The organism is Halochromatium sp. (assembly GCF_054919635.1).
This window is the reverse complement of the sequence record NZ_JBUDPI010000004.1, coordinates 1-25871: the sequence shown is the minus strand read 5'-3', so window position 1 is coordinate 25871 and position 25871 is coordinate 1. Positions and strand designations below refer to the sequence as shown.

At 61.0% G+C, this 25871-nt stretch carries 24 protein-coding genes; 17 read left to right on the top strand and 7 right to left on the bottom strand.

What is annotated here, in order from left to right; all coding sequences use genetic code 11:
- Nucleotides 1-27 precede the first annotated feature (27 nt).
- On the top strand, nucleotides 28-657 hold the full coding sequence (locus tag ACY693_RS00765; protein WP_462319916.1) for a TRAP transporter small permease subunit: 630 nt from the start codon (nucleotides 28-30) through the stop codon (nucleotides 655-657).
- Nucleotides 650-2029, top strand: a complete 1380-nt coding sequence (locus ACY693_RS00760; protein ID WP_462319915.1) for a TRAP transporter large permease — start codon at nucleotides 650-652, stop codon at nucleotides 2027-2029. Before ACY693_RS00765 ends, ACY693_RS00760 begins: the two co-directional genes overlap by 8 nt.
- 44 nt (nucleotides 2030-2073) lie before the next feature.
- On the opposite strand, the gene ACY693_RS00755 is transcribed toward ACY693_RS00760, so the two are convergent.
- Nucleotides 2074-2424 (bottom strand): PilZ domain-containing protein, encoded by a 351-nt coding sequence (locus ACY693_RS00755; RefSeq protein ID WP_462319914.1) that lies wholly within the window; start codon nucleotides 2422-2424, stop codon nucleotides 2074-2076.
- 193 nt (nucleotides 2425-2617) lie between these two features.
- Here ACY693_RS00755 and ACY693_RS00750 point away from each other — a divergent pair, with 193 nt between their 5' ends.
- The 5 genes from ACY693_RS00750 to ACY693_RS00730 all read left to right on the top strand — a co-directional run bounded on the left by ACY693_RS00750 (nucleotide 2618) and on the right by ACY693_RS00730 (nucleotide 8422).
- Nucleotides 2618-3796 carry a PilT/PilU family type 4a pilus ATPase gene (locus ACY693_RS00750; RefSeq protein ID WP_462319913.1) on the top strand — a complete coding sequence of 393 codons (1179 nt, stop codon included), beginning with the start codon at nucleotides 2618-2620 and terminating at the stop codon, nucleotides 3794-3796.
- A 59-nt stretch (nucleotides 3797-3855) separates the two neighbouring features.
- Complete coding sequence (locus tag ACY693_RS00745) at nucleotides 3856-4911, top strand: PilT/PilU family type 4a pilus ATPase (protein WP_462319912.1); 1056 nt, start codon at nucleotides 3856-3858, stop codon at nucleotides 4909-4911.
- A 223-nt stretch (nucleotides 4912-5134) separates the two neighbouring features.
- On the top strand, nucleotides 5135-5716 hold the full coding sequence (locus ACY693_RS00740; protein WP_462319911.1) for a peptidylprolyl isomerase: 582 nt from the start codon (nucleotides 5135-5137) through the stop codon (nucleotides 5714-5716).
- 532 nt (nucleotides 5717-6248) lie between these two features.
- A complete protein-coding gene (locus tag ACY693_RS00735) occupies nucleotides 6249-7811 on the top strand; it encodes a tetrathionate reductase family octaheme c-type cytochrome (protein ID WP_462319910.1) in 1563 nt (520 codons plus the stop codon).
- Nucleotides 7808-8422, top strand: a complete 615-nt coding sequence (locus ACY693_RS00730; RefSeq protein ID WP_462319909.1) for a cytochrome b/b6 domain-containing protein — start codon at nucleotides 7808-7810, stop codon at nucleotides 8420-8422. Before ACY693_RS00735 ends, ACY693_RS00730 begins: the two co-directional genes overlap by 4 nt.
- A gap of 65 nt (nucleotides 8423-8487) precedes the next feature.
- On the opposite strand, the gene ACY693_RS00725 is transcribed toward ACY693_RS00730, so the two are convergent.
- Entirely contained in the window at nucleotides 8488-8715 is a 228-nt protein-coding gene (locus tag ACY693_RS00725; protein WP_462319908.1) for a hypothetical protein, read from the bottom strand.
- A gap of 372 nt (nucleotides 8716-9087) precedes the next feature.
- On the opposite strand from ACY693_RS00725, the gene ACY693_RS00720 reads away from it, so the two are divergent.
- The gene (locus tag ACY693_RS00720) at nucleotides 9088-9507 is read left to right on the top strand and encodes an H-NS histone family protein (protein WP_462319907.1); all 420 of its coding nucleotides are present in this window, start codon (nucleotides 9088-9090) and stop codon (nucleotides 9505-9507) included.
- Between the two features lie 26 nt (nucleotides 9508-9533).
- On the opposite strand, the gene ACY693_RS00715 is transcribed toward ACY693_RS00720, so the two are convergent.
- Both ACY693_RS00715 and ACY693_RS00710 read right to left on the bottom strand, forming a co-directional pair.
- Nucleotides 9534-11972 carry a sensor domain-containing protein gene (locus ACY693_RS00715; RefSeq protein ID WP_462319906.1) on the bottom strand — a complete coding sequence of 813 codons (2439 nt, stop codon included), beginning with the start codon at nucleotides 11970-11972 and terminating at the stop codon, nucleotides 9534-9536.
- 329 nt (nucleotides 11973-12301) lie between these two features.
- The gene (locus ACY693_RS00710; protein ID WP_462319905.1) at nucleotides 12302-12973 is read right to left on the bottom strand and encodes a thiol:disulfide interchange protein DsbA/DsbL; all 672 of its coding nucleotides are present in this window, start codon (nucleotides 12971-12973) and stop codon (nucleotides 12302-12304) included.
- 152 nt (nucleotides 12974-13125) lie between these two features.
- Between ACY693_RS00710 and ACY693_RS00705 the strand changes: the two genes are divergently transcribed.
- From ACY693_RS00705 to ACY693_RS00685, 5 genes are read left to right on the top strand one after another with little or no spacing between them, the layout of a single operon-like run.
- The gene (locus tag ACY693_RS00705; RefSeq protein ID WP_462319904.1) at nucleotides 13126-15495 is read left to right on the top strand and encodes an ABC transporter substrate binding protein; all 2370 of its coding nucleotides are present in this window, start codon (nucleotides 13126-13128) and stop codon (nucleotides 15493-15495) included.
- 9 nt (nucleotides 15496-15504) lie between these two features.
- Nucleotides 15505-16902, top strand: coding sequence for an SLC13 family permease (locus tag ACY693_RS00700; RefSeq protein ID WP_462319903.1), 1398 nt, complete (start codon nucleotides 15505-15507; stop codon nucleotides 16900-16902).
- Complete coding sequence (locus ACY693_RS00695) at nucleotides 16899-17954, top strand: ABC transporter substrate-binding protein (RefSeq protein ID WP_462319902.1); 1056 nt, start codon at nucleotides 16899-16901, stop codon at nucleotides 17952-17954. Before ACY693_RS00700 ends, ACY693_RS00695 begins: the two co-directional genes overlap by 4 nt.
- A gap of 15 nt (nucleotides 17955-17969) precedes the next feature.
- Complete coding sequence (locus ACY693_RS00690; RefSeq protein ID WP_462319901.1) at nucleotides 17970-18923, top strand: sulfotransferase family protein; 954 nt, start codon at nucleotides 17970-17972, stop codon at nucleotides 18921-18923.
- 22 nt (nucleotides 18924-18945) lie between these two features.
- Complete coding sequence (locus ACY693_RS00685) at nucleotides 18946-19377, top strand: ATP-binding protein (RefSeq protein ID WP_462319900.1); 432 nt, start codon at nucleotides 18946-18948, stop codon at nucleotides 19375-19377.
- Nucleotides 19378-19550: 173 nt separating this feature from the next.
- Here ACY693_RS00685 and ACY693_RS00680 read toward each other — a convergent pair whose 3' ends face one another.
- Nucleotides 19551-19883, bottom strand: a complete 333-nt coding sequence (locus ACY693_RS00680; RefSeq protein ID WP_462319899.1) for an STAS domain-containing protein — start codon at nucleotides 19881-19883, stop codon at nucleotides 19551-19553.
- A gap of 172 nt (nucleotides 19884-20055) precedes the next feature.
- On the opposite strand from ACY693_RS00680, the gene ACY693_RS00675 reads away from it, so the two are divergent.
- Nucleotides 20056-20655: a hypothetical protein gene (locus ACY693_RS00675; RefSeq protein ID WP_462319898.1), complete on the top strand. Its 600-nt coding sequence runs from the start codon at nucleotides 20056-20058 to the stop codon at nucleotides 20653-20655.
- A 49-nt stretch (nucleotides 20656-20704) separates the two neighbouring features.
- Nucleotides 20705-21271 carry a hypothetical protein gene (locus tag ACY693_RS00670; RefSeq protein WP_462319897.1) on the top strand — a complete coding sequence of 189 codons (567 nt, stop codon included), beginning with the start codon at nucleotides 20705-20707 and terminating at the stop codon, nucleotides 21269-21271.
- A gap of 2 nt (nucleotides 21272-21273) precedes the next feature.
- Here the strand turns inward: ACY693_RS00670 and ACY693_RS00665 are convergent, their stop codons facing one another.
- Complete coding sequence (locus ACY693_RS00665) at nucleotides 21274-22773, bottom strand: L,D-transpeptidase (RefSeq protein ID WP_462319896.1); 1500 nt, start codon at nucleotides 22771-22773, stop codon at nucleotides 21274-21276.
- A gap of 257 nt (nucleotides 22774-23030) precedes the next feature.
- Between ACY693_RS00665 and ACY693_RS00660 the strand changes: the two genes are divergently transcribed.
- On the top strand, nucleotides 23031-23348 hold the full coding sequence (locus ACY693_RS00660; RefSeq protein WP_462319895.1) for a hypothetical protein: 318 nt from the start codon (nucleotides 23031-23033) through the stop codon (nucleotides 23346-23348).
- A 111-nt stretch (nucleotides 23349-23459) separates the two neighbouring features.
- On the opposite strand, the gene ACY693_RS00655 is transcribed toward ACY693_RS00660, so the two are convergent.
- The gene (locus ACY693_RS00655; RefSeq protein ID WP_462319894.1) at nucleotides 23460-25301 is read right to left on the bottom strand and encodes a tetratricopeptide repeat protein; all 1842 of its coding nucleotides are present in this window, start codon (nucleotides 25299-25301) and stop codon (nucleotides 23460-23462) included.
- A 192-nt stretch (nucleotides 25302-25493) separates the two neighbouring features.
- On the opposite strand from ACY693_RS00655, the gene ACY693_RS00650 reads away from it, so the two are divergent.
- Nucleotides 25494-25871: DUF4198 domain-containing protein (locus ACY693_RS00650; RefSeq protein WP_462319893.1), on the top strand; the 378-nt coding region annotated here is incomplete at its 3' end.

The following is a 25871-nucleotide window of genomic DNA, read 5'->3' as shown; positions in this document are numbered from 1 at the left end:
AACCGACCCCATGGCGAATCTGATCCGATGAGCCAAGGCGCGTCGGGCCCGGCAAGACCGTTCCTGCTGCGGTCGCTCGAGCGGTTGGAGTGGATCAACCGGGCGGTTGGTCTCCTCGTCGCCTGGCTGGCGCTGGCCATGGTGCTGGTGACCTTCGTCGTCGTGGTGCTGCGCTACGTCTTCGACTCCGGCTCGATCGCGCTGCAAGAGTCCGTGACCTACATGTACGCGCTGCTGTTCATGCTCGGTGCTGCCTTCACGCTGCAGCAGGATGGGCATGTGCGTGTCGATATCCTCTATCAGCGCTTCTCGCCACGCGCGCGGGCCTGGGTCGACTTGCTGGGTACTCTGTTCCTGCTGGTGCCGGTGTCGGTGTTTCTGCTGGTCTCCTCCTGGGGCTATGTCGCCGATTCGTGGGCCGTCCGTGAGGGCTCGCGCGAGGCTGGTGGGCTCCCAGGGGTCTGGCTATTGAAGACGCTGCTGCTGGTGATGCCGGTACTGATGCTGGTGCAAGGGCTGATCTGGATGCTGCGCAATGGACTGTTTCTCGCTGGCGTCGATGCCGCGCTTGGTGAGCGGAGCAACCGCTTAGTATGCGAGGTTAGCGTTGCCGATCGCGATACGCCTGACCGACTGAAGACAAACGCCGATGGCTGAGCTGATGCCCGTGCTGCTGGTGTTGGCGGTCGGCGTTGTGCTGCTGCTCGGCTATCCGGTCGCGCTCTCGTTGGGCGGTACCGCGCTGCTGATGGCGCTGGTCGGCGAATGGCTCGGCTATTTCGATCACGCCTTCATCGATGCCTTGCCGAACCGGGTCTATGGGGTGATGACCAATGAGACCCTGATCGCGGTTCCGCTGTTCGTGTTCATGGGCGTGATGCTCGAGCGCTCGCGGGTGGCCGAGAACCTGCTCGATACCATGGCGCTGCTGTTCGGGCCAATGCGCGGTGGACTCGGGATCTCGGTGACCCTGGTCGGCATGTTGCTGGCTGCTAGCACCGGCATCGTCGGCGCCACCGTGGTCACCATGGGGCTGCTGACCTTGCCGACCATGCTCCGGCGCCATTACGACCCGAGCGTCGCTGCCGGCACCATCTGCGCCTCGGGCACCCTCGGGCAGATCATTCCGCCGTCGATCGTGCTGGTGCTGCTCGGGGATGTGCTCTCGTCGGCCTATCAGCAGGCGCAGCTCGACATGGGCATCTTCTCGCCGGATACGGTCTCGGTGGGCGACCTGTTCATTGGCGCGCTGATCCCGGGGCTGATGCTGGTCGCTGGCTATATGGCCTATATGGTCGGGGTGGCGGTGTTTCGTCCGCGGGCCGTACCGGCGATCCCGGCAGCGGAGCGACCACAGCATGATGCGCGGTTTTGGCTGCGGGTGGTGCAGGTGCTGCTGCCGCCGCTGGCGCTGATCGTCGCGGTCCTTGGCTCGATCCTCTATGGCGTCGCGACCCCGACCGAGGCTGCCGGGGTTGGTGCAGTTGGGGCCATGCTGCTCGCCGCTGCGCATCGGCAACTGGGCCTGAAGACCCTGTTCGCGGTGGTGCGTCAGACCACCATCGTCACCAGCATGGTGTTCCTGATCTTCATCGGTGCGGCGATCTTCTCGCTGGTCTTCCGCGGCTTCGGCGGCGATGAGCTGGTGACCGAGTTTCTGAGCGATCTGCCGGGCGGCGCGGTAGGCGCTGTGGCGCTGGTGATGCTGGTGCTGTTCCTGCTCGGGTTCATCCTTGATTTCATCGAGATCACCTTCGTGGTGGTGCCGATCGTCGGTCCGGTCCTGTTGGCGATGGGGCTCGATCCGGTCTGGCTCGGGGTGATGATCGCGATCAACCTGCAGACCTCATTCCTGACGCCGCCGTTCGGCTTCTCCCTGTTCTATCTGCGCGGGGTTGCCCCGCCGGAGCTGCGAACCGCTCAGATCTACCGAGGGGTTGCGCCCTATATCCTGATTCAGCTGTTCATGCTTGCGACCTTGGCGTTGTTCCCCGGGCTCGCGACCTGGCTGCCGGATTCTGTCTATTAGGGGCTGGTCGCAGTAGCTGGTGGGGTAGCTGGTAGGGCTTGGGCTCAAGCGCGGAGCGAATCGCTCATCTCACCGTTGATGACGGGTGGCATCAGAGCGTCTGTGTCGTTGATGAGCTCCTGAAATAGCGCCGGTTGAGCAGTCTGGAACATCACGCCAATGCCGCTGTTGTCACCATGGATGACAATTGCGGGTAGAAGCCAGCGTTTGCCCGAGGCGCGAAGCTCGAGCTCGATGGGTGTTCCGGTTGGCAAGGTCAGTGCCTTGACGGATAGAAACATCCCGCCCGCGGAAATACTGCGTGCTCTCGCGGTCAGGAACGGGCGCTTGTGATAGCGGATATAGACCGGTAGCTCGACCCGGTGTCGAGCGCAATAGCGTTGTTCCCCAAACATCTGTCATCTCCTAATCTTGTTCTTTCTATCGATGATCCGGCATCTTAGACGCTTGACTTTACCATCAAGTTCAACTTCGATGACGGCTGTATGACCGTGGCGTTCAGGTCCTGGCGGCTGCGGGTAAGAGGCACCCCTTATTGCAGTCGAATCCAACCCCGTACTGGCGGTCGTTGCCTGCAGAGATCACCCTATGGATCGTCAACAAGCCGCTAAGTTCGTGCTCGACTGCCTGCGCACCATGCTCGCCCGCAAGGGCTCTGACCTCTTCATCTCGGCTGGCTTCCCGCCGGCCTGTAAGCTCGATGGCAAGCTCACGCCGCTCAGTCAGCAGCCGCTGAAGCCTAAGCAGACAGCGCTTTTGACGCGCTCGATCATGAACGACCAGCAGGTGCGTCAATTCGATGCCACCAAGGAATGCAGTTTCGCGATCAGTCCTCCCGGCATCGGACGCTTTCGGGTCAACGCGTTCATACAGCAGGGGCATCCGGGGCTGGTGCTGCGCACGATTCCGACCGAGATCCCGAGCGCAGAGCAGCTCGGACTGCCGCCGATCCTGCCCGAGCTGGTGCTCTCGAAGCGTGGCCTCATCCTGGTGGTGGGCGGCACCGGCTCCGGCAAGTCGACCTCGCTGGCGGCGATGCTCGGCCATCGCAACCGCGAGACCTATGGCCACATCATCACCATCGAGGACCCGGTCGAGTTCGTCCATGCGCATCAGAACTGCCTGATCACCCAGCGCGAGGTCGGGGTGGACACCGAGTCTTGGGATCAAGCCTTGGTCAATACGCTGCGCCAGGCCCCCGATGTGATCCTGATCGGCGAGATCCGCGCGCGCGAGACCATGGAGCATGCGATCAACTTCTCCGAGACCGGGCATCTCTGCCTGTCGACCCTGCATGCGAACAGCGCCCATCAGGCGCTGGACCGGATCATCAATCTGTTCCCGGAGGAGCGTCGTGCGCAGCTGCTGATGGACCTGTCGCTGAATCTGCGTGCGATCATCTCGCAGCGGTTGCTGCCAAGGGTGGGTGGTGGTCGGGTCGCGGCGATCGAGATCATGATCAATTCGCCGCTGATCCAAGACCTGATCTTCAAGGGTCGAGTCAACGAGATTAAGGCCGTCATGCAGCGCTCGAAGGAGCAGGGCATGCAGACCTTCGACATGGCCCTATTCGATCTCTACGAGGCGGGGGTGATCAGCTACGAGGACGCGCTGCGCAGTGCCGATTCGATGAACGAGCTGCGCCTGCGCATCAAGCTCGAAGGTAAGGATGCGATGGCGGCCGAGACGCTGGGTGGCGAGGATGGCCTCTCGATCTTAGAGGATGGCGATCTGCCCGCTGATCAGTATCCTGAGCAAGGACCCTGATTGATGGGGCCTCCAGGTCCCACATCCAGCGAACGCGTCCCAGCCGCAGCGAGGTCCAGATGGATTTCAAGCCCTATCTCGAGATGATGGTCGCGAAGAAGGCGTCCGACATCTTCGTCAGTGCCGGCTCGCCGGTGCAGATCAAGATCGATGGCAAGCTGCATCGGATCGGGGAGACGACCTACACGCCAACGCTCTGTCAGGAAGCCGTCTATTCGCTGCTGAATGAGGCGCAGATCGCCGTGCTCGAGCGCGAGCGCGAGATCGATGTCGGTATTGGGCTGGAGGGTCGCGGGCGATTCCGCATCGACGTCTTCCACCAGTGCGGATCGCTGGCGATGGTGATCCGTTATCTCCCGGCGGAGATCCCGACCATCGACGACTTGGGGCTGCCTGACGCATTGAAGCCGATCGTGATGCAGCGCCGCGGTATCGTGCTGATGGTCGGCGCCACCGGCTCCGGCAAGTCGACCACGCTGGCGGCGATGATCGATCATCGCAACAGCAACAGTCGGGGGCATATCCTGACCATCGAGGACCCCGTCGAGTACCTGCATCCGCACAAGGGCTGCATCGTCAACCAGCGCGAGCTGGGGATGGATACGCTCTCCTACGCAGCGGCGCTCCAGAGCTCACTGCGCGAGGCGCCGGATGTGATCCTGATCGGCGAGATCCGTAATCGGGAAACCATGGAGGCCGCAATCGAGCTCTCGGGTACTGGTCATCTGGCGATCTCGACCCTGCACGCAAATAACGCCCATCAGGCGATGGAGCGCATCATCAACCTGTTCCCTCAGGTGATGCGCAAGACGTTGTTCATGGATCTCTCGCTGAATCTGCGTGCGATCATCTCGCAACGACTGGTCCGTACAGTCGAAGACAAGCGGACCGCTGCGGTCGAGATCCTCATCAATACGCCGCATATTTCTGACCTGATCCGCGAGGGTCAGATCGATGCGATCCGCGAAGCGATGGCCGGTAGCACTGAGGGCGGCATGGTGACCTTCGATGATGCGCTGCTTGCGCTGTATCGAGACAGTCGAGTCACGCTCGACGAGTGTTTGGCCAACGCCGATTCAGCAGCGAATCTGGAGGCGCGGATCAACTTTGGTTGATCGCTCGGTCGTTCTTGCCTCTGCGATTCGATGGAGTGTCTCGTCGCGACCGCAAGACCTGCGGATTGACCGTGCCTGCATGCAGCACTTGCTATACCCTCTGCCTGCTTTTCTGGTGCCATCTGCTCTTGCCTCTGACGACGAGCCGGTGGCCGGCCGATGAGCGATCATTGTCTAAGCGCGCCGCTCTTGCGGCACCCATCCACACTGAGGAAAGAGACCCATGTTCCGATTTCAGACTCCCCATGCCCGCTCAGCCCTTGCACTTGGAGCCTTGCTGGTGTTTGGCAGCAGTGCTGCGCTGGCCGAGAACCCGAAGGTGGCGATGGACGTGAGCATTGGCGGCGAGCCGGCTGGCACCATCGAAGCCGAGCTGTTTGCCGACGTGGTGCCAAAGACCGCCGAGAACTTCCGTGTGCTCTGCAGCGGTTCTGAAGGCGAAGACATGCAGTATGCCGGTAGCCCATTCCATCGCATCATCCCCGGCTTCATGATCCAAGGCGGTGACTTCACCAACGGCAATGGAACCGGGGGTAAGTCGATCTACGGTGGGAAGTTCGAGGACGAGAACTTCGAGCTCAAGCACGATGAGGCCGGCCTGCTGTCGATGGCGAACGCAGGCCCGGACACCAACGGCTCGCAGTTCTTCATCACCGTTGCGCCAACCCCCTGGCTGGACGGCCGTCATGTGGTCTTCGGCAAGGTGACCTCGGGAATGGATGTCGTTGAGGCGATGGAGGCTCAGGGAAGCCGTCGCGGCCAGACCCAGACCGAAGTCGTGATGAGCGACTGTCGCGTGCTCTGAGCCCGGGATTCTCCTGAGTAGGCATGGCGACCGGTCGCGAACGAGGGCGGCCTGACCGAGGATCTCTGGCGGTGGTCAATCAAACGCCAACCTGGCGGTGATGCATGACCACCACTGGAGATCAGCTGATGAGCTTCGCCGACGCACGCCAGTCTGCTGGTGGAAATACCCCGCAGCTGGTGCATTGCAAGCGCTCATACGGGGCGTAGGTCCGAGTCTCTCGATCGCTCCTGACAGAGTGCGAACAGCGCTCTAGACCATCATGGCCCAGCGTCAAGGCCCAGCCGGACTGCGCCACCGGGTGGCTTGCTGTCGTTCTGGCATAAGCGCTGCTTAGCCAGGGGCCACGCGGCATGTTTGAGCCGGTCGGCGGAGGTCCAGATTGCGCCACCTGTTGTCACTGTTTCGTTCTGACCATTTGAATTCAGTCTTGCAACAGGGCCTTGCGGTCCAATCGCTGTTGCTCGGCTGGGGAACGAGACGATCGCCGTGGGTCTCGGCGCTGGGCCTGGCATTGGTTGCGCCCGCAGCGGTGTACCCCGCTGCGTTACCAACGGTCTTGGCTGAGATCGATCCACCTACCGCCGACCACAGCCAGTTCGAACAGCTGCAACAGGATTTCGCGAACGGCCGCGAGGTCACCCGCGCCTGTCTCGACTGCCACACCGAGGCCGGCAAGCAGGTGCGCGCCAGCATCCATTGGCGCTGGGAGTACCGCCATCCGCAGACCGGCCAGCTGCTCGGCAAGCAGCATGTGGTCAACAGCTTCTGCAATAACGTGACCACCAATCTGGGGCGCTGCACCGCCTGTCACGCCGGCTATGGCTGGGAGGGACCGGACTTCGACTTCAGCGACGACAGCCGCGTCGACTGTCTGGTCTGCCACGACACCACGGGCACCTACGAGAAGGCCCCGAAGCGCGCCGGTCGCGTGCTGCAGGAGCCGGTCAAGGTGCACGGCCACCAACTGCAGCCGCCGGACCTCGGCAAGGTCGCGCGCAATGTCGGGCCGACCAGCAGCGAGACCTGCGGCGGCTGCCATTTCTTCGGCGGCGGTGGCAACGGCTCCAAGCACGGCGATCTGGATACCTCGCTGTTGGATGCACCGCGCGCGCTCGATGTTCACATGAGTGACGCCGGCGCCGGCCTCGAGTGCAGTGACTGCCATGTCGAGCGCGCGCACCAGATCGCCGGCAGCCGCTACCAGGTGACCGCGCGCGACCGCGAAGGGACCGGCGCATCGGGCCAGCGCCGCTATGCGGCGACCTGCGAGTCCTGTCACGGCGTCGAGCCACACGCGCTGGGCAGTGATCCGGCCGCGCTCTATCAGGGCGCCAAGCTCAACGCCCATGTGGACCGGATCGCCTGTCAGACCTGCCATATCCCGGCGATGGCCCGCGGCGGCGTTGCGACCAAGACCTGGTGGGATTGGTCCAAGGCCGGCCAGCTTGACGCGGAGGGCAACCCGATCAAGCGCCACAATGCCGACGGCAATCTGACCTACTGGACGCGCTGGGGCGAGATCGAGTGGGGCGAGGATCTCAGGCCCGTTTACCGCTGGTTCGACGGCACCATGCGTTTCACCTTGCCGGACCAGACCATCGATCCGTCACAGCCGGTGCCGATCAACCGCTTTGCCGGCCATCACGATGACCCCGATGCGCGAATCTGGCCGTTCAAGATGATGCGCGGCAAGCAGCCCTATGATCCGATCAAGGATCGGCTGGTCTACATGCAGCTGTTCGGCAAGACCGAGCAGGCCTATTGGCAGGGGCTCGAGTGGGAGCCGGCCATCGCCAGCGCGATGGAGGCCGCCGGGCTATCGTTCAGCGGCGAGGTCGGCTTCACCGAGACGCGAATGGCTTGGCCGATCACGCACATGGTCGCTCCGGTCGAGGATGCGCTCTCCTGCGGCGAGTGCCACGACCGCGATGGTCACATGGCCGAGCTGACCGGGTTCTACCTCCCTGGGCGCGACAGCGACCCGAGGCTAGACCGCTGGGCGCAGCTAGCGCTCGGCGCGGCGTTGCTCGCGATCCTGGTTCACATCGGATTGCGCATCCTGTTCAACCGCCGGCGGAGGCATGCCGAATGACCCGCACCGTCGTCATGTTCACTGGTCTCGAGCGCCTCTGGCATTGGAGCCAGGCGCTGCTGATCATTCTGCTCCTGGTCACTGGCTTTGAGGTGCACGGCAGCTACAGTCTGCTCGACTTCGGCGCCGCCGCGACACTGCATGTGCTTGCGGCGCTGGCGCTGATCGTCGTCTGGATCTTCGCGATCTTCTGGCACCTCGCGACCGGTGAATGGCGTCAATATGCTCCGACGACGCGTGGGCTGGCAGCGGTGGTGCGTTTCTATCTCTTTGGGATGTTCCGTGGCGAGTCGCATCCGTTCAATCCGCGTCCGAAGCGTAAGCACAATCCGCTGCAGGCCGCGTCTTATCTTCTCTTCGGCGTCGTCATCTCGCCGTTGCTGTGGATCACCGGCCTGCTCTATCTCGGCATCGACTTGTGGTCGGCACCGGCCGGCCTGCCTCTGGGACCGGTGGCGTTGATCCACGTCGCCGCGGCCTACGGTGCGGCGTTGTTCCTGCTGGTGCATCTGTACATGATTACCACCGGTCGCACGCCGACCGCGCACCTGAAGACCATGATCACCGGCCGTGAGGAGATCGATGAGACGCCGCAAGGCGGGGGCGGTTAATCAGGGTTCGCCATCTTGGTGACTGATCGCGCGGCTGAGGCCGCGCGATCAAAGGCGGTCTGCGCTCAGAGGCCGATCAGCTCGGCTCCGACACCGCGTTGGCGCATGGCTTGGAGGATGTTGCTGGGGCTGGTTGCCTTCGCATCGAAGTCGACCACCATCAGATGTCGCGTACCTTCATTGACGCGGGCGTCGAGAACGCCGGGCTCCTCACGTGTCTTCAATAGAAGGGCGTCGAGCGCTTCGTCGTCGAGGCTATCGTCGATATGGATCAGGACGTCGCCGCTGTACATAGCCGAGCTCCTTTGGTTCGTTGTTCCGCGCCGACAGGGAGCGGTTGTCTTTGGTATAGAACAGATGTGAGCGTCTGCAACCTGATCCGCCTTCTCGCAGCTTGATCGATCGCTGCACGACGACCTCCGGATGCGGCAGCTCAGCAGCGAGCCAGCAGCGAGCCAGCATCGAGCGAGGGTCGATGCCCGCTAGGGGCGCAGCGCACTCTTATCCTGGTTATCCGATGAATCGCTATTGGCATCGCTCGGCTATTAATAGCCCCAAATCACTTGCATTCCGCTAACAAAAGCCGAATCATCCAGGCCAACCCAGCGGCGCATAAACGCGCAGCTGGCTTCGACCCAAGTCCAATCACACCAATGGAGCCACTTATGGAGAACACCGAACAACTGAGCGCCGATGCATTGAGAGCCCAGCTTGATGCGCTCAACGCCGAGCGTGAAGCACTCAAAGTCGCACTCGAGCAGCGTCGCGAGGCTGAAAAGCTCGAGCTCGCCGCCGAGATTAAAGAGCGGATCAACGAGCGGGGCCATGATGTCGAGGAGATCGCTCAACTTGTGCTAAGCCGCGCAACCGGCCGCAAGCAGCGCCGTCGGCAACGGGCTGCCGCCAATGATGCCAATGCGAGCTATACCCGCTATGCCGATCCGGATAATCCCGACAATGTCTACATCCGCGGTCGGATGCCCAATTGGCTGATCGAGAAGATGGCCGCCAATGGTTTCGATCCGAGCAATGCCGAGCATCGTGCCCAATTCAAGGAACAGCATCTGATCGAGCTTGCAGCCTGAGCGGCGCTACCGGTTGCTGTGCCGGATCACCGGTCCGGCACAGCGATCCTGGCGACAGATTGCGCGACAAGCTGGCGCTCGAAATTCTCGATCGACATTGGCTCGGCGAAATAGAACCCCTGATAACGTTCGCAGCCTTGAGCAGCGAGAAAATCCCGGGCCGTCTCGGTTTCTACGCCCTCGGCGATGACCTCTAGTCCGAGGCTCTTGCCCAATGCGATGATGGTGCGCACGATGGCGGCATCGTTGTCATCGGTGGCCAGGTCGCGCACGAAAGACTGATCGATCTTCAGTTGATCGAAGGGTAGGCGCTTTAGATACGAGAGGGAGGAAAAACCGGTGCCAAAGTCATCGAGCGAGAATTGGATGCCGACAGCCTTCAGTTGCGACATCGTCACAACGACCCGATCGAGATGCTCGAACAGCAGGGTTTCGGTAATCTCCAGCTTGAGGCGCCGCGGATTCGCTTCCGACTGGCGCAAGACCTCGACGACCTGGTCGCCAAAATCAGCCTGTTGAAGCTGTTTCGCGCTGACGTTCACCGACAGGCTTAGGTGCTGCAACAGGGGGTCATCGCGCCAGCGGTTCAGCTGGTCGCAGGCAGTGCGTAGAATCCAACGTCCCATTGGAAGAATGAGACCAGAGTCCTCAGCCAGCGGGATGAAGGCGGCGGGGGAGACTAGGCCCTGTTCCGAGTCTTGCCAGCGCACCAGGGCTTCCGCACCCAGTATTCGCCCCTGAGCATTGACCTGCGGCTGATAATGTAACCGCAGCTGCGCGGGGATGGCCTGACGCAGCCGCCCCTCCACCGCCACCCGCTGTTCCAGCGCCTGCTGCATCTCGGGATCGAAGAAATGCAGACGATCGCGCCCGAGCTTGCGCACCTGAAACATGGAGGCATCAGCGCGTTTGAGCAGCTCGGTGACGCTATCCACGGCGCCATCGAATAGGCAGATACCCATGCTGGCGGTGATGACGTACCGACTCCCTTCGACCTCAAGCGGTTGACGGATGGCCGCGAGCAGATGCTCGCCCAACTGCTTCACCTCCAACATCGCGTCCTCGGCCTGGGCATCCAGATCTTCGACCACGACCACAAACTCATCGCCACCGAGGCGAGCGACCGTATCGTCCGTGTGGACCGCCCCGAGCAGACTGCGGGCGATCTCGATCAGCACCTTATCGCCGATATCATGCCCTTGGGTATCATTGAGGGCGCTGAAGTCATCCAGGTCGATGAAGAATACTGCTCCGCGGTGGCCCAAACGCTGGCTGCTGCGCAAGGCCTGCTGCAAGCGATCGATGAACAGTCGGCGATTGGGCAGATTGGTCAGCACATCAAAGTAGGAGAGGCTATGGATGCGGGCCTCGGCCTGCTTGTGCTGGGACATGTCCTCGAAGGCGCCGACGTAATGGCTGACGCGGCCCTCATCATCTCGCACTGCCGAGATGCTCAGCCACTCGGGATAGATCTGGCCGTTCTTGCGCCGATTCGCGACCTCCCCCTGCCACTGGTCTTGCTCCTCGATCTGCTGCCACATCGTTTGATAAAAGGCGGCGTCATGCTGACCGGATTTGAGCAGCGCTGGCGTGCGGCCGATCACCTCGTCCTGACGATAGCCGGTCGTCCGGCAAAAGGCGCGATTGACTCGAAGAATGCGCTGGTCTGCGTCGGTGATGATCATCGCCTGGCGGATGTCGAATGCCTTGGCGGCAATGCGCATCTCGCGCTCGGCCTCCTTTTGTGTCGTGATATCTTCGGTAAAGATCACGATGCCACCGATCGACTCATCGATCCTATACCAGGGGCGCACCTCCCAACGTTGCCATTGCCTGCGTCCATCCGGGCGGATGAAATGATCATTGTCAGCACGCAAGACCTCTCCTCGGAGTGCGCGTTGATGCACCTCGCGCCAGCGTTGCGGGATCTCGGGGAAGGCCTCGTAATGAGAGCGGCCGACCAAGTCCTTGCCGACCATCGAATAGTCGCTAAGCCAGCGCTGACTGACTACCATGAAGCGCATTTCGGTATCGAACATGGCGAGCGCCGCCGGCACATGCTCGATGAACAGCCGCAGCCGCAGCTCACTCTCGAACAGGTCCTGCTCGGCCTGCTTGCGCGCATCGATATCCTCGATCACCGAAATGAAATAATCTGGCTCACCAGACGCGTCGCGCACCAGGGAGACGGTGACAGAGACCCAAACCAGCTCAGCATCCGCGCGCCGATAACGCTTTTCGAGTGTCGCGGTCTCTTTCCTGCCGGAGAGCAGCTCTCTCACCAGGCCGAGGTCGGTATCCAGGTCCTCTGGATGGGTGAGCTCCTGAAAGGACCGCTCTAGGAGCTGAGCGCGAGAGTAGCCGAGAATCGCGCAAAGCTTTTGATTGACCTGGAGCCAGCGGCCATCAGGGGCAACGTGCGCAAGACCAACCGCCGCCTGCTCAAAGGTCGCCAGGAAGCGCACCTCGCTCCGTGCGAGCTGGCGCTGGCGTATTGCCAGTAGGCCATAGAGCAGCAGCGCGGTGGCGGCAATAAAGGCGATGCCCTTGTACTGTTGCCACTACACAAGCTCAGCCGCATCGCGCGAAAGCAGGGCAAGGAGCCAATCAGAGAGAAGGATCCACAGGCTGCCGAAGACGACGTAAGCCAGAGTAATCCATACCTTGTGGTTCTTCCAACGCATGCCGAGATTCCGTCACCGGTAGGTAACTGGGATTATCGGCTGCGCGTCATGCCCGTTTCAATCACCAGGAGAGGCATTGTCCGCCTCAGAGAAGCCGAGACCTGGTCGGATCAGCGTGGCCCGCGGTTGCGACCGCGAGCTGACCGGGTAGCGTTTGTCCGTTCGATCAGGCGTTGGGAAACCTCGATCATCGCCTCTTGATCACCGGCGAGCTGAAGATCGGTCCGATATTTGTCGTTGATGATCAGGGCTGGCACAGCGGTAATCCCATAACGGCGTGTTAGCTCAGCTGCCTCCTGGACCCGTCGCTCGACCCCCGGCGAATAGTAGGCTTGGCGGAAAGCATCGGCATCGACGCCGATCTCGGCCGCAAAATCCAGCAGCTCATCGTCCGTCATGAGCTGGCGAGGCTTCGCTTGCATCGCTTCGGCCAACGCGCTGTGAAACAGATCGAGCGCCCCGATGGATTCTGCGGCATAGAAGGCGCGTGCATGGGGCTCCCAGCGCGGCGCAATCGCGGGCATTCGGCGGACGACGATGTCGTCGTCCGTTTCCGCGACCAAGCGCTCGAGCTGATCTTCAAGCGGCCCACAGCTAGGGCAGCCATACCAGAAGACCTGCACGATCTCGATCTGCTCATCGCGGTCACTCGGCTGCGCTGCGCCGAAGGTGGCATAGCGCAGCGCCTGATCTTCGCGGCCGGAGGCCGGGGCCACCGCAAGCAGCGCAAGCAGGAGGATGGTCAGTCTTAGCACCCTGCGGGTGTGAGGTGAGCGGCGCATTGGGACGATCCGAGGGTTAAGGTGAACATCACTTGAGTCTAACGCGGTATCCTCCACCGCTGTGATAACCATTCTCCCGCTGCTGCGGGCACCCGGCTCTCGGATGACCGAGTGAGACGTCGGGTTTTGCGCCATAGAGGCTCTCCGTTGACATGTCTTACGTTGCGTCATCGATGCGGGTAAACCGCATCCGATCCCAGTGGCTCTTGCTGATCGCGTTGCTCCTGCTGTCTCTCACCTCGCTTGGCCCGCAGGGCTTCGCTGGTCAGGAGTTGATGCTTGCGAAAGAGGCCGAGGCGATGCAGGCGGAGGTCGCCGATCCCGAGAAGCATCGCATCTTGGTCTTGAATTCTTACAACGTCGGCTATTCCTGGACCGATAACGAGATCCAGGCGATTCAGGATTTCTTTGCCGCTGATCCTAGTGTCATCCTGCAGATGGAGTTCATGGATACCAAGTTGACCAATGTCCCTGAGCATTTCGCAAACTTGCGTCAGCTCTATGCGCATAAGTACCGTGACGCTGTCTTCGACGTGATCATCGTTACCGACGACGATGCCTTGGATTTTATCCGGCGTTTCGGGGATGAGTTGTTTCCCGGGGTGCCCGTCGTCTTTGCTGGGATCAATAATTTTGGCAGTGAGCAGATCGCCGGCATGCACGCGGTCACCGGGGTCAATGAGCAGGCGGATTTCACCGCCAATTTGGAGTTGATCTTGCGGCTACAGCCCGATGTGAAAGACATCTACGTCATCACCGATGAGCTTACCGCAGGGCGGATGATTCGACGCGAGTTCGAAGCGGCTGCCGCCGAGTTCGAGGGTCGTTTAAGGTTTCACTTTCTCAACGACCTTCGGCTCGGTGAGGTGCGCTCCAAGGTGGCGACCCTCGGACCAAACGATGCGGTGTTCTATCTCAGCTTCTTCCAGGACGCGTCGGGCACCAGCTTCACGCCCTGGGAGGTGATCCCTCTGATCTCGAGTAGCTCGACGGCGCCGCTGTATGGCCAGGTCGACTATATGCTCGGCAAGGGTATTTTGGGCGGCAAGGTCAAGGCCTCCTACTATCAAGGCCGGGTGGCCGCAGAGCTGGCAGCGCGGATCGTTGATGGCGAGCTCGCGGAGTGCATTCCCATCGTGCTGGAAAGCCCGAACATCTATATGTTCGATTACCAGCAGATGCAGCGCTTCGGTATCCCCCTGCGCGCGCTACCAGCGGATAGTATTATCATCAACGAGCCGGAAACGTTCTTTTACCGATACAAGGGGCTGATCGCCGTCGTTGGCCTTGCATTCACTGTCTTGCTGATCTTTATCTTTGTCCTGCTATTCAATATCCGTCGCCGTAAGCGAGCGCAAAGAGGGCTGCAGGATATCCTGATTGCAATGTCGTCGGTACTTGAGCTGGATTCTGCAGCCGAGATCAAAGAAGAGCTGATCGAGATTATTAATCGCATCATCTTCCTAGACCGGGCGGTCGATCAGGTGCGTTTCTATAACTACCAAGGCAAACTGCGTGAATATGACGCCAGCGCCCTGATCCCACTCGGCGCCGATATCGCACCGAGCGTTCCGCAGCCAGGTGACGAGTTGATACGCTCAGCGATTGAGCAGGGGACGAGTATTGTTCGCGGTCGCGAATGCGTCGCCGTCTTCAAGACCCAGGGCCTCATGGGCAATATTGTGTATCTGGAAGGAGACCGGCGCTTCGAAGATATCGATCAGGATCTGCTCGAGATCCTGACCAGTAACGTCTCGATGGCGATCGAGACGCTCGAGAAGAGCAAGATGCAGGAGGCACTCGAGACCGCGCGCAAGATCCAGCTCAGCATGCTGCCACAGGCCTTCGAATCGGTTGCAGAGCCGTTCGGCGTGGATGTGCATGCAATGCTGCTCCCGGCCAAAGAGGTTGGTGGCGACCTCTATGATGTCTTTGCCGTCGACGAGGATCACCTCTGTATTGCCGTTGGCGATGTCGCGGACAAAGGGGTGCCTGCTGCGCTCTTCATGGCGGTGGCCAAGACCCTGATCCGAGCCAAGGCTGAGCCCGGATCGACGCCCGATAGTATTCTTAGCAAGGTCAACAACGAGCTTCTGCGTGATAACGAGCAGTGCCTGTTTGTGACCCTGTTTCTCGCCATCTATCAGCGCAGTACGCGGACATTGCATTACGCTAACGGGGGGCATAACCCTCCTTATTTGATCAGCGCTGACGGGGTGCCGACTCAACTGCCACTGCTGCCGGGAGCGGCGCTGGGGGTGATCGATGACGCCTCATATCAGCCTCAGCAGCATCAGCTTGCGCCGGGCGAGGCGCTCTTCGCCTATACCGATGGCGTGACCGAGGCCGTCAATACCGCCGGAGACATGTATGGTGAGGGTCGCCTGCAAGAGGTACTGGCTCGCCTGGGTACGGAACCGGCGGCAACCATCGATCGCAACTTGGTCGATGACATCGAGCGCTTCTCCCGAGGAGCCGGTCAGGCCGACGACATCACCGTGGTGACCTTGCGGGCTCAGTAGGGGCAAGTCATGGGTGCACGCTGGGATTGGGCTCCATGGCTGTTGGTCAGCTTGACGCCGATTGCGGTCTTCTTCCTGATGCAGGCGCAGGGCGTTGGCTGGCAGAGCACCATGTTCACGGCCATCGTGGTGACAGCGTTGCTGATGTGGTTTCTCTCGTTGCTGCCGGATTTCGTTCCGGCGTTGATCGCGATGCTGTCGTTCGTGATCTTTGGCTTGGCGCCCGAGTCGGTGGTGCTGTCTGGTTTTTCGTCGACGGCCTTCATGTTGACCCTGAGCATCCTCGGTCTGGGCGTGGTGGTGGTCGAGTCGGGCCTCACCCGTCGCTACACGCTGATGTTACTCCACCATCTGCCGGCGAATACCTTCGCCCACCAAGTGATGGTGTTTTCGACCGGACTCTTGTTCACGCCAACGGTTCCGACCATCACCGGGCGGGCGGCCATCGTTGGGCCAGTGGTCGAGCAGATCGCGCAAGGCTGGGATGTGCGGGTACGACGTCAATCATCGACGATGTTGTATACCACCGGTCTCGACTCGATCCACTTCATGGCGCCCTTGTTTCTGACTGCCGCCCCCGCCAATCTGATGATCTATGCGCTGCTGCCGCCGCAAGATCAACAGGCCTTCGGCTTTCTGTTTTGGGTCTTCGCTGCATCGCTGACCGGACTCGTGATGATCTGGTCATACCTGTTTTGCAGTGCTCTGTTCTTTCGGCGTGCCTACCAACATGTCGATATCCGTCGGGCCGAGATCGGCGAGGAGCTTGGGGCACTTGGCCCGATGCAAGCGCCTGAATGGGCCGCGCTCATCGGCGTGATCCTGCTCGGCTTCGGGATTGCAACCATCCATTGGCACCACATTGAGGTGCATCTGCTTGCGCTTGCGGTGCTCTGTTTGATGCTCTTCCTTGGCATGCTGTCGCGCAATGCCTTTGTTGCCAAGATCGATTGGGCGTTCTTGGTGCTGCTGGGCAGTATGATCGGCATTGTTGCAACCATGAATCACCTCGGCATTGACCGATTCATCATGGGCGAGCTGTCATGGCTTGGTGTGTACATGCGCCAGGACTTCTCTATCTTCGTGCTTGCCCTAGCCGCCGTGTTCTTGCTCGCGCGACTGTTCATTCCGCTGAATCAGGCAATCATTGTCTTCGCAGCGGCGTTGATCCCGATTGCAAGCAACGCTGGTATCTCGCCATGGGTGGTGGGCTTTGTCCTGCTTATCCTTGCCGAGACGGCATTTTTTCCACACCAGTCACCCTATATATTCTTGTTCGATCGCCTGACCAGCGATGTGCGGCGCGACGTCCGCCGGGTGCAGCTGTTTCATGCGCTGCTGATCCCGTTCAAGCTCGCTGCGATCTTGGTCGCGATCCCGTTCTGGCACCGGATTGGTGTGCTATGAGACAGAGTCCGGCTGCGTTAATCCTAAGCATCGCCTTCTTTGTGGGCGTTGCCGCCTCTGCGGTGGCGTTCAATGCGACCAAGCCTCGGATCATGATCCTGCAGAGCTATGACCCAGAATATGCTTGGACGCGTGATGTCGATGCGGGCATCCGTCGCATCTCGATGGACTGGACCAACTACAGCGTCAGTTGGCACTACATGAACACCAAGCGACTCTCTGACCCTGAATCGCTACGCTACGCCGGCATCGTGGCGCGCCGGGCGATCGAGCGTTTTGACCCCGATGTGTTGATCGCCGTCGATGATCCCGCGCAGTGGCTTGCTGCTCGCTATTTCGTTGGGCATCCGCGCATGGAGATCGTATTCGCAGGGGTCAACGGCTCAATCGAGCCCTATGGCTATGGTGGCGCCGATAACGTCACGGGGGTGCTCGAGCGCAAGCCGTTGCAGGCGGTCAAGGACTTGGTGCTGACCCTTGAGCAGGGGGCATTGGAGGCCAACGGCTCAACACCGAGTATCCATTATCTGATGGACCCCTCGGAATCGATGGCGCGAGACCGTCATCGGGTCGACGCATTCGACTGGTCGCCTTTGCATTTTGCGGGCACAACTGTGGCCGAGGACTACCCGTCTTGGCAGGCCTATGTCCGCGCTTTGCCAGACCGCGATGACGCCTATCTGTTGGTGGCCAATTACCGTCAGCTAAGACGCAGTGAGACCGATTCCGAGATGGTGCCGCCGAACGAGGTGATGAGTTGGACCGAAGCCAACTCGCCGATTCCGATCATCGGCGTCAATGTCTTCAACGTCGAAGAAGGCGCTGCGGTAGCGGTCGGCGCGTCTCCGTTCGAGCAGGGCGAGGTTGCGGCCAACTTGGCCGAGGAGCTGCTACAAGAGGATTTGCGCGGGGGACAGGTGGCCATCGAGAGGCCACGCTACTATGTGGTCGCCATCAATGAGGCTGCTCTAGCGAAACGCGGTCTTGAGCTGCCGCAGATCTATGAGACCTTCGCGCGCACCACCTTCACTTATGTCGATGCGGAGCACTAAGGGGTATAAGACATCATGGGTGTTCGAGGTGTGAGAGGGCGTGCCAGCGACAGCAGCAACGCCTTCGCCAGCGCTAATCTCCAGTACCATTTGTATCGCGCGCTGGTGCTGCCCGTGCTACCGGATGAGCCCGTTGGTCAGATTCAGCCTCCGGTTGCCATTGGCGGCCATGGCGGCTCGGGTACCCGAGTGCTGCCGCGGGCGTTGCGGCTCACTGGCTACTGGATGGGGGCTTGGGTCAATCGCAAGACCGAGGACGCCATGTCGACGCGCTTCTTCTTGCAACGTTATTTCGAACAGGCGATCGGCGATGATCCTGGCCAGCGTGCGGAACTCGAGCGCGCGTTCCGCATTGCAATCCGAGGGCATCGCGCGCGCATGCCGGACCCGTCCTTGCCTTGGGGGTGGAAGAATCCGCGTTCCATGTGGGTCATACCGTTCATGGCGCGGATCTATCCTCAGATGCGATTCATCCACCTCGTACGCGATGGTCGTGACGTGGCGCTGAGTGCAAACCTGAATCTGCTGCGCAAGCATGGCAAGTGGCTGCTCGGCGAGTCGAATCCGGAGCAAGACCCGGTGAAGGCTCAGCTGCGGCTTTGGGCACTCGGGAACGAGACGGCGGCGCGCGATGGCGAGCGTCTGCTTGGGGACCGCTATCTCCAGCTGTCGTACGAGGCGCTATGCCAAGCTCCGCGCGAAACCTTGGCGCGGATGTACGCGCATCTAGGCCAGCCCGTCACCCGTCAAGTCCTGAATCATGCCGAGCAGCTGGTGGTGCCATCACGAAGCATCGGAGCCTGGCGCGACAGTGAGCATCAGTGCTTGCACCAGCCGACGGCCGAGGTCTGTCAGGCGCTGCGTCGTTTCGGCTATGAGGCTCCAGAGACCAAGTTGGCTCAGCCTTCCGAGCCGATACAGCCGATGCTCTGTCACCCAGAGGGAGCGGTCGGTCAGCCCGCTATCTAGCTCAGTCGACCGGGGGATGCCAATGAAGTTCAGACTTGACGAACAGGCCGACCCGGTCTCCCGGCTGGTGGAGCAGATGGAAATGGCACTGATCGCCGAGGGCGTGCCGATGCAGACGGTCTATGCGGTGAATCTCTGCGTCGAGGAGCTACTGGTCAACATCGTGAATCATGGCTACGGCGGAGCGTCCGCGCCAGACGTGGAGGTCGATATCGAGCTGCAGCCGCAGCGCTTGATTATTGAGGTCAGCGACGCGGCCCCGCCGTTTGATCCACTCACGCAGGCAATCGAGCCTGATACCGAAGCCGAGCTTGATGATCGGCCGATCGGGGGACTCGGCATCCATCTGGTCAAGCGTCTAACGGATGCGATCAGCTATCGCCGCGTGGACGGACGCAATCATCTTCGATTGGAGAAGGCGTACCAGCAAGCGACCGGTGACGGAGATGACTGAGTGGTCAGCACGCCCTCCTGCGGCGGCTGCCGGTCGCAAGCCCCGGAGCCGGATGACCCATATGTCGTGCTGTTACCGTGAAACAAGCTCTTCAGCATCCTTTGGGCGACGCGCCTTGGGCGTTACTGTGAACCAGGCTCTTCATCGTCCGGGGTGGCGACGCGCTATGGGCGTCAGAGCAGCTGAATGGTCTTATCGAGCGTCTTCCCAACCTTGAAGAGGGAAAAGAAGCCGCATAGATGCAGGACCTCGCGCACATGGGTGTTGGCATGGCACAGGCCGACGCCGCCTCCCTGTTTGGCCGCTGCCTTGGCAGCCTTCATCATCACCCGCAGACCGGCGCTTGAGAGGTAGTCGGTGCCGTCAAAGTCGAACACGATCTTCGACTCGCCGGCTTCAATGCGGGCGCTGATCTCCCGGTCGATCTCCGGTGCAGTCGTGGTATCCAGCCGCTTTCCAGGCTTGATGACCAGGGTGTCGGATTGTTTGAAGAATTCTGCGGCCACGCTGGGCTCCTCTTGTCGGCAAGATCATGGGCAATAGAGCGCGTCGGTTAGGGTGCCAAGCGGCCCATCGACGAATCGGGCGTTCCCCTGCGGCTTATGGGGATTCCGGGGTCAGTTTTGAGCTATTCTTTCACGGCTGCTGATCAGCAAGTCAACCAGGAGCTATCGTCCAGTGACCGACCACGCCACCTCTGAGGATCAACCCGGCTCGCCGCAGCTCGAGGTATTCCGCATCATCGACGAGCGCTTGCAAGAGGCCGTTCAGCGCGAGGAAGACACTGATTATCGCAGCGCCAAGGCAAACCGCCGTACCCAAACCATCGGTCGTCTCTCGTTAGCGGCTGTCGGCTTGCTCACCTTGCCAGTGTTTTACCTGATTTGGACGCTGGTCGGCGCAATGGGTGTCATCACTGATCGGATGGGGGCAATGCACGAGCAAGTTGGTCTGATGGAACAAGACTTTGACGAAGTGGCGGTTCGAATCAGCCGCATCAATACTGCCGTGGGCCAGATGACGAACAATATCGCGGTGATCCAGCCGATGGAACAGCGGTTGTTAGGGATGCGTGCTGATGTCAACGCGATCTCGACATCGATGGACGGAATTGCGCCGAATGTTCATGCGATCGACGGTATCTTAGCCGGTATGGATCAAGACCTCATACAGATGAATCACGTGTTCGGCTTCCTCAATCGCGATGTGTTCAGGATGCGCCAAAATGTCAATCAGATGAGTAGCCCGATGCGCATGATGCCGTTTTTCGGTCAGTAGTCCTCTCTATAGCCTGGGCTTTCCCAATCCTCCTGCACCGGCCTAATCCATGACTCCAGAAGAACGCGAAGAGGCGGAGCTCGTCGCTAACCGCTTCATGGACCTGCACGAAGACTTGATGTTCATCTTCAAGCACAACATGGTCCGAAGTACCACTCGCATCAACAACATCATCCGCTACGCGATGGTCGGCATGGTGGTGATGATGTTGGCGATGCTTGCGTTGGTCGCGACCTTTACGACGCGCATGGACAGCATTACCGCCTACATGGTGACCATGGCGGAGGACATGCAGGAGATGCGCGAAGATTTCGACACCGTCACCGCAGAGATGCGCATGATGGAGGAATCAGTTGCGACGATGGATGGCTATGTCGCCCCCATGCCGTCGATCTTTGCGTCGGTCGATGCCATGTCGGTGGACATGACCGGTATGCGGAGCAATCTGGTTAGCGTTGCCAGTGACATGGGGCGCATCCAGGACCGGATGCTGTCTCTAGGCGGCTCATTGCAGGCGATGGATCGCAAGCTCGTCGATATGAGTGGGGCGGTCGGCGGCATTGGCCGCGACGTCAATATCATGTCCCGGCCGATGTCGATCCTGCCGAATAACTGAGACTAGGTTTGCTCGTTCTCGGTTCCAGTGGAGCCGTCCTGATCTGCTGAGCGGATGCTTGGCGCTACTGCGCCGGGCGACCTCGGCGGAACCGTTTTCTGAGAGTCCTGTTCTGGCGCCGGTGCCGTCGCTCGCGAAGGGGTCATTGACGGACTGTCACGCTCTGCAGCCTCCGACCTGCTTGGCGAGCCCGCGGGTCTTGGAGATGATCCCGATGGGTTTGCCGCGGACGATGTTGGCTTGGCATCTGATGCCGGTGCAGATTCCGATTCCGCTGCAATCCCGTCAGTAACTCCCACCCGCTCAGAAGGCTGCGTCGTGGCGGTTTCTTCCTGATTTGCCACAGGTGTATGGGAGGGGCTGCGAGAGGAGCTCCCGTTTTCGCCAGCGTCTCGACCCGCTTGGTTGACGTCGGTATTGGCAGCAGCGGCGTTGGCCTGCGCGCCCGTTGACTGCTGCCGACCATCGCTGGCGCGGGTTGGGGCGGCGGCTCCAGCATTGGTATCGTTTGTCGTCGTTACGCCTGCGCTCGCTGTCTCTGGGCTGGCCGTCTCGGAGCTGGCGGTGTCTGGGCTGGCGGTGTCTGAGTCGCCGTCAGTTGCCGACAGAGTGGCAGTTTGCTCAGGTTTGCTCGCCGAGGTATTGCCTGTACTGGTGCTCGTGGTCATTGAACCAGCCTCTGCGCCCTTATTACGAGCTTCAGCCCTGGCGACAGCCGCACGATTAAGCCTTTCTTCCTCGCGCTGGCGGCGAATGCGCGCGGCATAATTGCCATAATCGGGGCCCTGGCCGATGACGGTAACGCGGGTGCCGATATCGGTGTGCGCGAACAGGTTCGAGGCGACCTCGTCTGGGAGCCGAATACAGCCATGGGATGCGGGCTGACCGGGTCTTGGGATGGCGCCCGCGTGCATGCCGATGCCGTCATAGGTCATACGCATGAAATGCGGCATGCGTGCGCCGACGAACTTACCACCTCGAGGGATCGGGTCGCTCGAATGGGCGTTGCGTTTGTGCAGGCCCCCCTTGGCGTTGTAGATGCGTCCGTAGAGGTTAGAGCGCTTCTTCGCAACCTTTTCGATCACTTCGAACTCGCCGCTGGGGGTCGGATGCGCGGAGACGCCCGACGCAATTGTGGTCCAGCCCACTTGCTCTTCACCATCGTAGAACCGAGCGCGCTGCGCGTTCGTGTCGATCACGACATGCGAGATGTTGCGTCCATTTCCCTTCCATTCGTAGAGCTTGTCGGGCTCTGGCTCCTCTTGCGGTTCGGGAACCGCCTGAGGTGCGGCCGCTGCGGTCTCCGACTCGGCCTCGGGCTGGGCCTCGACCTCGGCTGGGGAGGGCGTGCCAGCGACGGGGGTAACGGGAAATTGAGCGCAGCCGGCTAGTAGCAGGACCGCGGGGAGCAGGACGCCAAGGAGCGGGACAGGGGTAATCGCCGAACGAAGCCTTCCGAGCGACGAGGAGGAAACTGATCGATGGTCATTATTAGTGCGCATGGCTCAGGGTCTAGCTCTGGGATTCCGGCAGCGTTGTCGACGAGGCATGGTAACCCATCGAACCACTTAGACTCGACAGCGGCAAAAAGGGTGCATGCCAACTCGGTTCGACTGATCTCTCCAGTTACCTAGGATAAGGGCTTGTAGAAGGTTTCGGAGTGGCTAATGCTGCATGCATTTCAAGGGTTAATGGGTATAATTTCTCCGGGGTCACGGTCCCCAATCAAAACTCTGCTACGAATCGAGGAGGAGACATCATGCGCAAATCGTTGATCACTGCTGCGGGTGCTGCGCTCGTTGGAGCACTCTTCAGTCTGCCAGCACAGGCCTTCTGGGGCTCCTGGGATGACGGTCCTTGGTACGGCGGACCCTGGCACGGTGGCCCCTGGTATGGTGGTGGCTACCCCTACTACGGCGGCTATCCGCAGTACGGCGGTTATGGCTATCCATACCACGGCGGTTGGGGGCAGCCCTGGGGCTACTATGGCACGCCGTACTCCTACTACGGCTATGGCGCACCTGCCTACGCCGCCCCGACCCCACAGGCACCAGCGGATTCCGATAAGTCTCGCTGATCAGGGCGCTGATCAGGGCGCTGATCAGGGCGCTGATTAAGGGGCTGATCAAGGCGGGCTTGAAGGCCAGGTTTAGGGCCGGCTATGCCGGCCCGTTCTCTCGCCGGCTGCTCAATAGGGCGTCACCGCCGGGTAGTCGCGAAATAGCCGCTTCGCATCGAATGGCGGTGGATTGAGTAAGGGGTCACCCTCAGGCCAGGGGGGTTGAGGGAGTGTGACGGCTCGGAACGCGTCCCGCTCTTGTGCCATCAACTGCTGCTCCGCCGGTGGCGCCATCCATCCGATGGTGGTGATCAGCTGCGTTAGCGCCTCGGCGGCGCGCTCCGGCGAGCCGGTCGCTGCGGTTGCCAGTGCCAGAAGGCGTTGGTGCGGCGGTATTGGTGCCTTCGTGTTCAGTTCTACTGCGATCTCCATGGCTCTCTCCGGATCCTGCACCTCGGGAGAGCTGGCGCTTGCGAGTAATCTGGCCTGGGCATAGGCGAGGCGATCGTCATCCGGATCAGCGTCGCGCAACGCCCGAACGCGGTCCGCAAGCTGTTCCTCGCTGATCCCGGCATGCGCCTCCGCAATCAATTCGAGCAGGCGCGCTGGGGCTGCCTTCGGATCAGCCGCGAGCGCCGCCTGATAGCCAGCCGCCGCCTCCGCGTAGCGACCAGCGGCGAAATCGAGATTTGCGAGCTGAAACGGGGCGCCAGCCTGGTTGGGGTCGAGCGCGCGCGCGGTTTGATACGCCCTGGCGGCAGCGTCCGAGTCACCGCCGGCCTGCTGAAGGACACCGAGAAAGAAGTGCGCTAGCGCCTTTGAGGAGCCTTGGTCTGTGTGCGCCAAACCTTGATCGGATCGCTGACTAGAGGTCTGATCTGACCCGTGATTTGGGCTGGACCCTGTTGTCTGGCCCGGCTCTAGGGCTGCGTTTGAGCCGGCCTTCAATGCCGAGCTTGCACCGAGCACTCGCCGAAGCTCCTGTTCTGCCTGCTCAACCTTCCCGCTGAGATAGAGTACGCGGGCATAGCTAACCCGCGCTGCAGCGTTGTCAGGCGCGATCTCGAGGCCGGTGGCAAACTCATCGGCAGCAGTCGCGTAATCGGCTCGACGCACGGCGTGCATTGCGCGCTCGAAGGCGGGCAAGGCGCGTTGCGTCGACGCCCGCAGCTCATCGAGCAATGGGTCATGGATCTGTGGCGAGCGCAGCACGAAACGCTCCATCTGCGCCCTGGCTTCGGCCTCGAGTCCGAGTCCCTGGTAGGCACGCGCCAGCGGGTAGTGGACCTCGGTGGCGTCCGGATTCGCCTCCAGCGCCGCTTCAAGATACGCGCGCGCATCTGAGTAACGACGCTCGAGCAGTGCGATCTGCCCGAGATAGTACTGCGCTGGCGCACGCAGCTCGGGCACCTCAACCGCTTGCTCGAAGGCTATGCGAGCGGCGTCGAGCTCGCCGCGGTCGAGCTGTACCTTGCCAAGGCGTAGGTAGAGGGTCGGATACTTGGCGTCGATTGCTGCGGCCCGCTCCAGGTAGCCCAAGGCGCGCTCAAGATTGCCCGCGAGCATCGCCATGTATCCAGCGTAATAGGGCCAGCGCAGCTCTTCGGGGTCGAGCTGCATCGCATTGTGCAGACAGGCATCAGCCTGGGTCTCGACCTCGAGCAATAACAGATATGCGCCGAGCCGACCATACGCGCGACCGAGTGCGATCGCGTCGGTGCCGGGCGTCAACAGCCGCTGATTGATGTCGTCACGCGCCTCGCGCAGTGCCTGTTGCATCAAGGGCTCGGCGCCGCTGATATCGGCCTCGTCCACCGGCAAGAGCTGCTCAGACCAGGGCTCGGGCAACTCTGCAAGCGCATCGGCCAGGGCCGCCTCGCTGGAAAGCGTGCTGCTGAGCATCATCAGCGCTAGCGCTGCCGAGCCTGCCACCCGACCAAGTCCTGTGCTGAAGGGTCTTTGAATGCACATCAGGGAACCGCCAGAGTTAATTGCCCCGAGGACCTCGCCTAGAAGATCTCGCCCTAGAAGATCTCGCCAGGGAAAACCGCCGGACAAAACCGTTATGTGACTTGCTCGAGGAAAGGAGTATGAAAAAAGATAAAAATGTCTTACTTTGTATGCTCCGATGGTGTGAGCAATCAACCCTGGAGGCCTTCCTTCATGACGTCAAACCCATTCGATCTGCATCAACCGCTGCGCGCTCGTCGGCATTGGCTCGCGGCACTGAGTCTGATTCTACCGCTTTCGGCCCATGCGCACTTCCAGGAGCTGATCCCCTCTACCGAGATCTTGACCGCAGAGACAGGCCCGACGCTGACCCTGGACCTGAGCTTCACTCACCCCATGGAGCGTGGCCCAGCGATGCCGATGGGCGAGCCGGTTCGTTTTGGGGTCATGACGCCAGATGGCACCAAGGACCTGTCAGAACGGCTAGAAGCGGTCGAGCGGGACGGTAAGGCGGCCTACAAGGCCGAATATCAGGTGCCAGGACCCGCTGACTATCTGTTCTTCGTCGAGCCAGCACCTTACTGGGAGCCG

Coding starts and splice junctions, on each gene's coding strand:
- ACY693_RS00765 (WP_462319916.1), top strand. CDS start 28: ATGAGCCAAGGCGCGTCGGGCCCGGCAAGACCGTTCCTGCTGCGGTCG.
- ACY693_RS00760 (WP_462319915.1), top strand. CDS start 650: ATGGCTGAGCTGATGCCCGTGCTGCTGGTGTTGGCGGTCGGCGTTGTG.
- ACY693_RS00755 (WP_462319914.1), bottom strand. CDS start 2,424: ATGTTTGGGGAACAACGCTATTGCGCTCGACACCGGGTCGAGCTACCG.
- ACY693_RS00750 (WP_462319913.1), top strand. CDS start 2,618: ATGGATCGTCAACAAGCCGCTAAGTTCGTGCTCGACTGCCTGCGCACC.
- ACY693_RS00745 (WP_462319912.1), top strand. CDS start 3,856: ATGGATTTCAAGCCCTATCTCGAGATGATGGTCGCGAAGAAGGCGTCC.
- ACY693_RS00740 (WP_462319911.1), top strand. CDS start 5,135: ATGTTCCGATTTCAGACTCCCCATGCCCGCTCAGCCCTTGCACTTGGA.
- ACY693_RS00730 (WP_462319909.1), top strand. CDS start 7,808: ATGACCCGCACCGTCGTCATGTTCACTGGTCTCGAGCGCCTCTGGCAT.
- ACY693_RS00725 (WP_462319908.1), bottom strand. CDS start 8,715: ATGTACAGCGGCGACGTCCTGATCCATATCGACGATAGCCTCGACGAC.
- ACY693_RS00720 (WP_462319907.1), top strand. CDS start 9,088: ATGGAGAACACCGAACAACTGAGCGCCGATGCATTGAGAGCCCAGCTT.
- ACY693_RS00710 (WP_462319905.1), bottom strand. CDS start 12,973: ATGCGCCGCTCACCTCACACCCGCAGGGTGCTAAGACTGACCATCCTC.
- ACY693_RS00705 (WP_462319904.1), top strand. CDS start 13,126: ATGTCTTACGTTGCGTCATCGATGCGGGTAAACCGCATCCGATCCCAG.
- ACY693_RS00700 (WP_462319903.1), top strand. CDS start 15,505: ATGGGTGCACGCTGGGATTGGGCTCCATGGCTGTTGGTCAGCTTGACG.
- ACY693_RS00695 (WP_462319902.1), top strand. CDS start 16,899: ATGAGACAGAGTCCGGCTGCGTTAATCCTAAGCATCGCCTTCTTTGTG.
- ACY693_RS00690 (WP_462319901.1), top strand. CDS start 17,970: ATGGGTGTTCGAGGTGTGAGAGGGCGTGCCAGCGACAGCAGCAACGCC.
- ACY693_RS00685 (WP_462319900.1), top strand. CDS start 18,946: ATGAAGTTCAGACTTGACGAACAGGCCGACCCGGTCTCCCGGCTGGTG.
- ACY693_RS00670 (WP_462319897.1), top strand. CDS start 20,705: ATGACTCCAGAAGAACGCGAAGAGGCGGAGCTCGTCGCTAACCGCTTC.
- ACY693_RS00665 (WP_462319896.1), bottom strand. CDS start 22,773: ATGCGCACTAATAATGACCATCGATCAGTTTCCTCCTCGTCGCTCGGA.
- ACY693_RS00660 (WP_462319895.1), top strand. CDS start 23,031: ATGCGCAAATCGTTGATCACTGCTGCGGGTGCTGCGCTCGTTGGAGCA.
- ACY693_RS00655 (WP_462319894.1), bottom strand. CDS start 25,301: ATGTGCATTCAAAGACCCTTCAGCACAGGACTTGGTCGGGTGGCAGGC.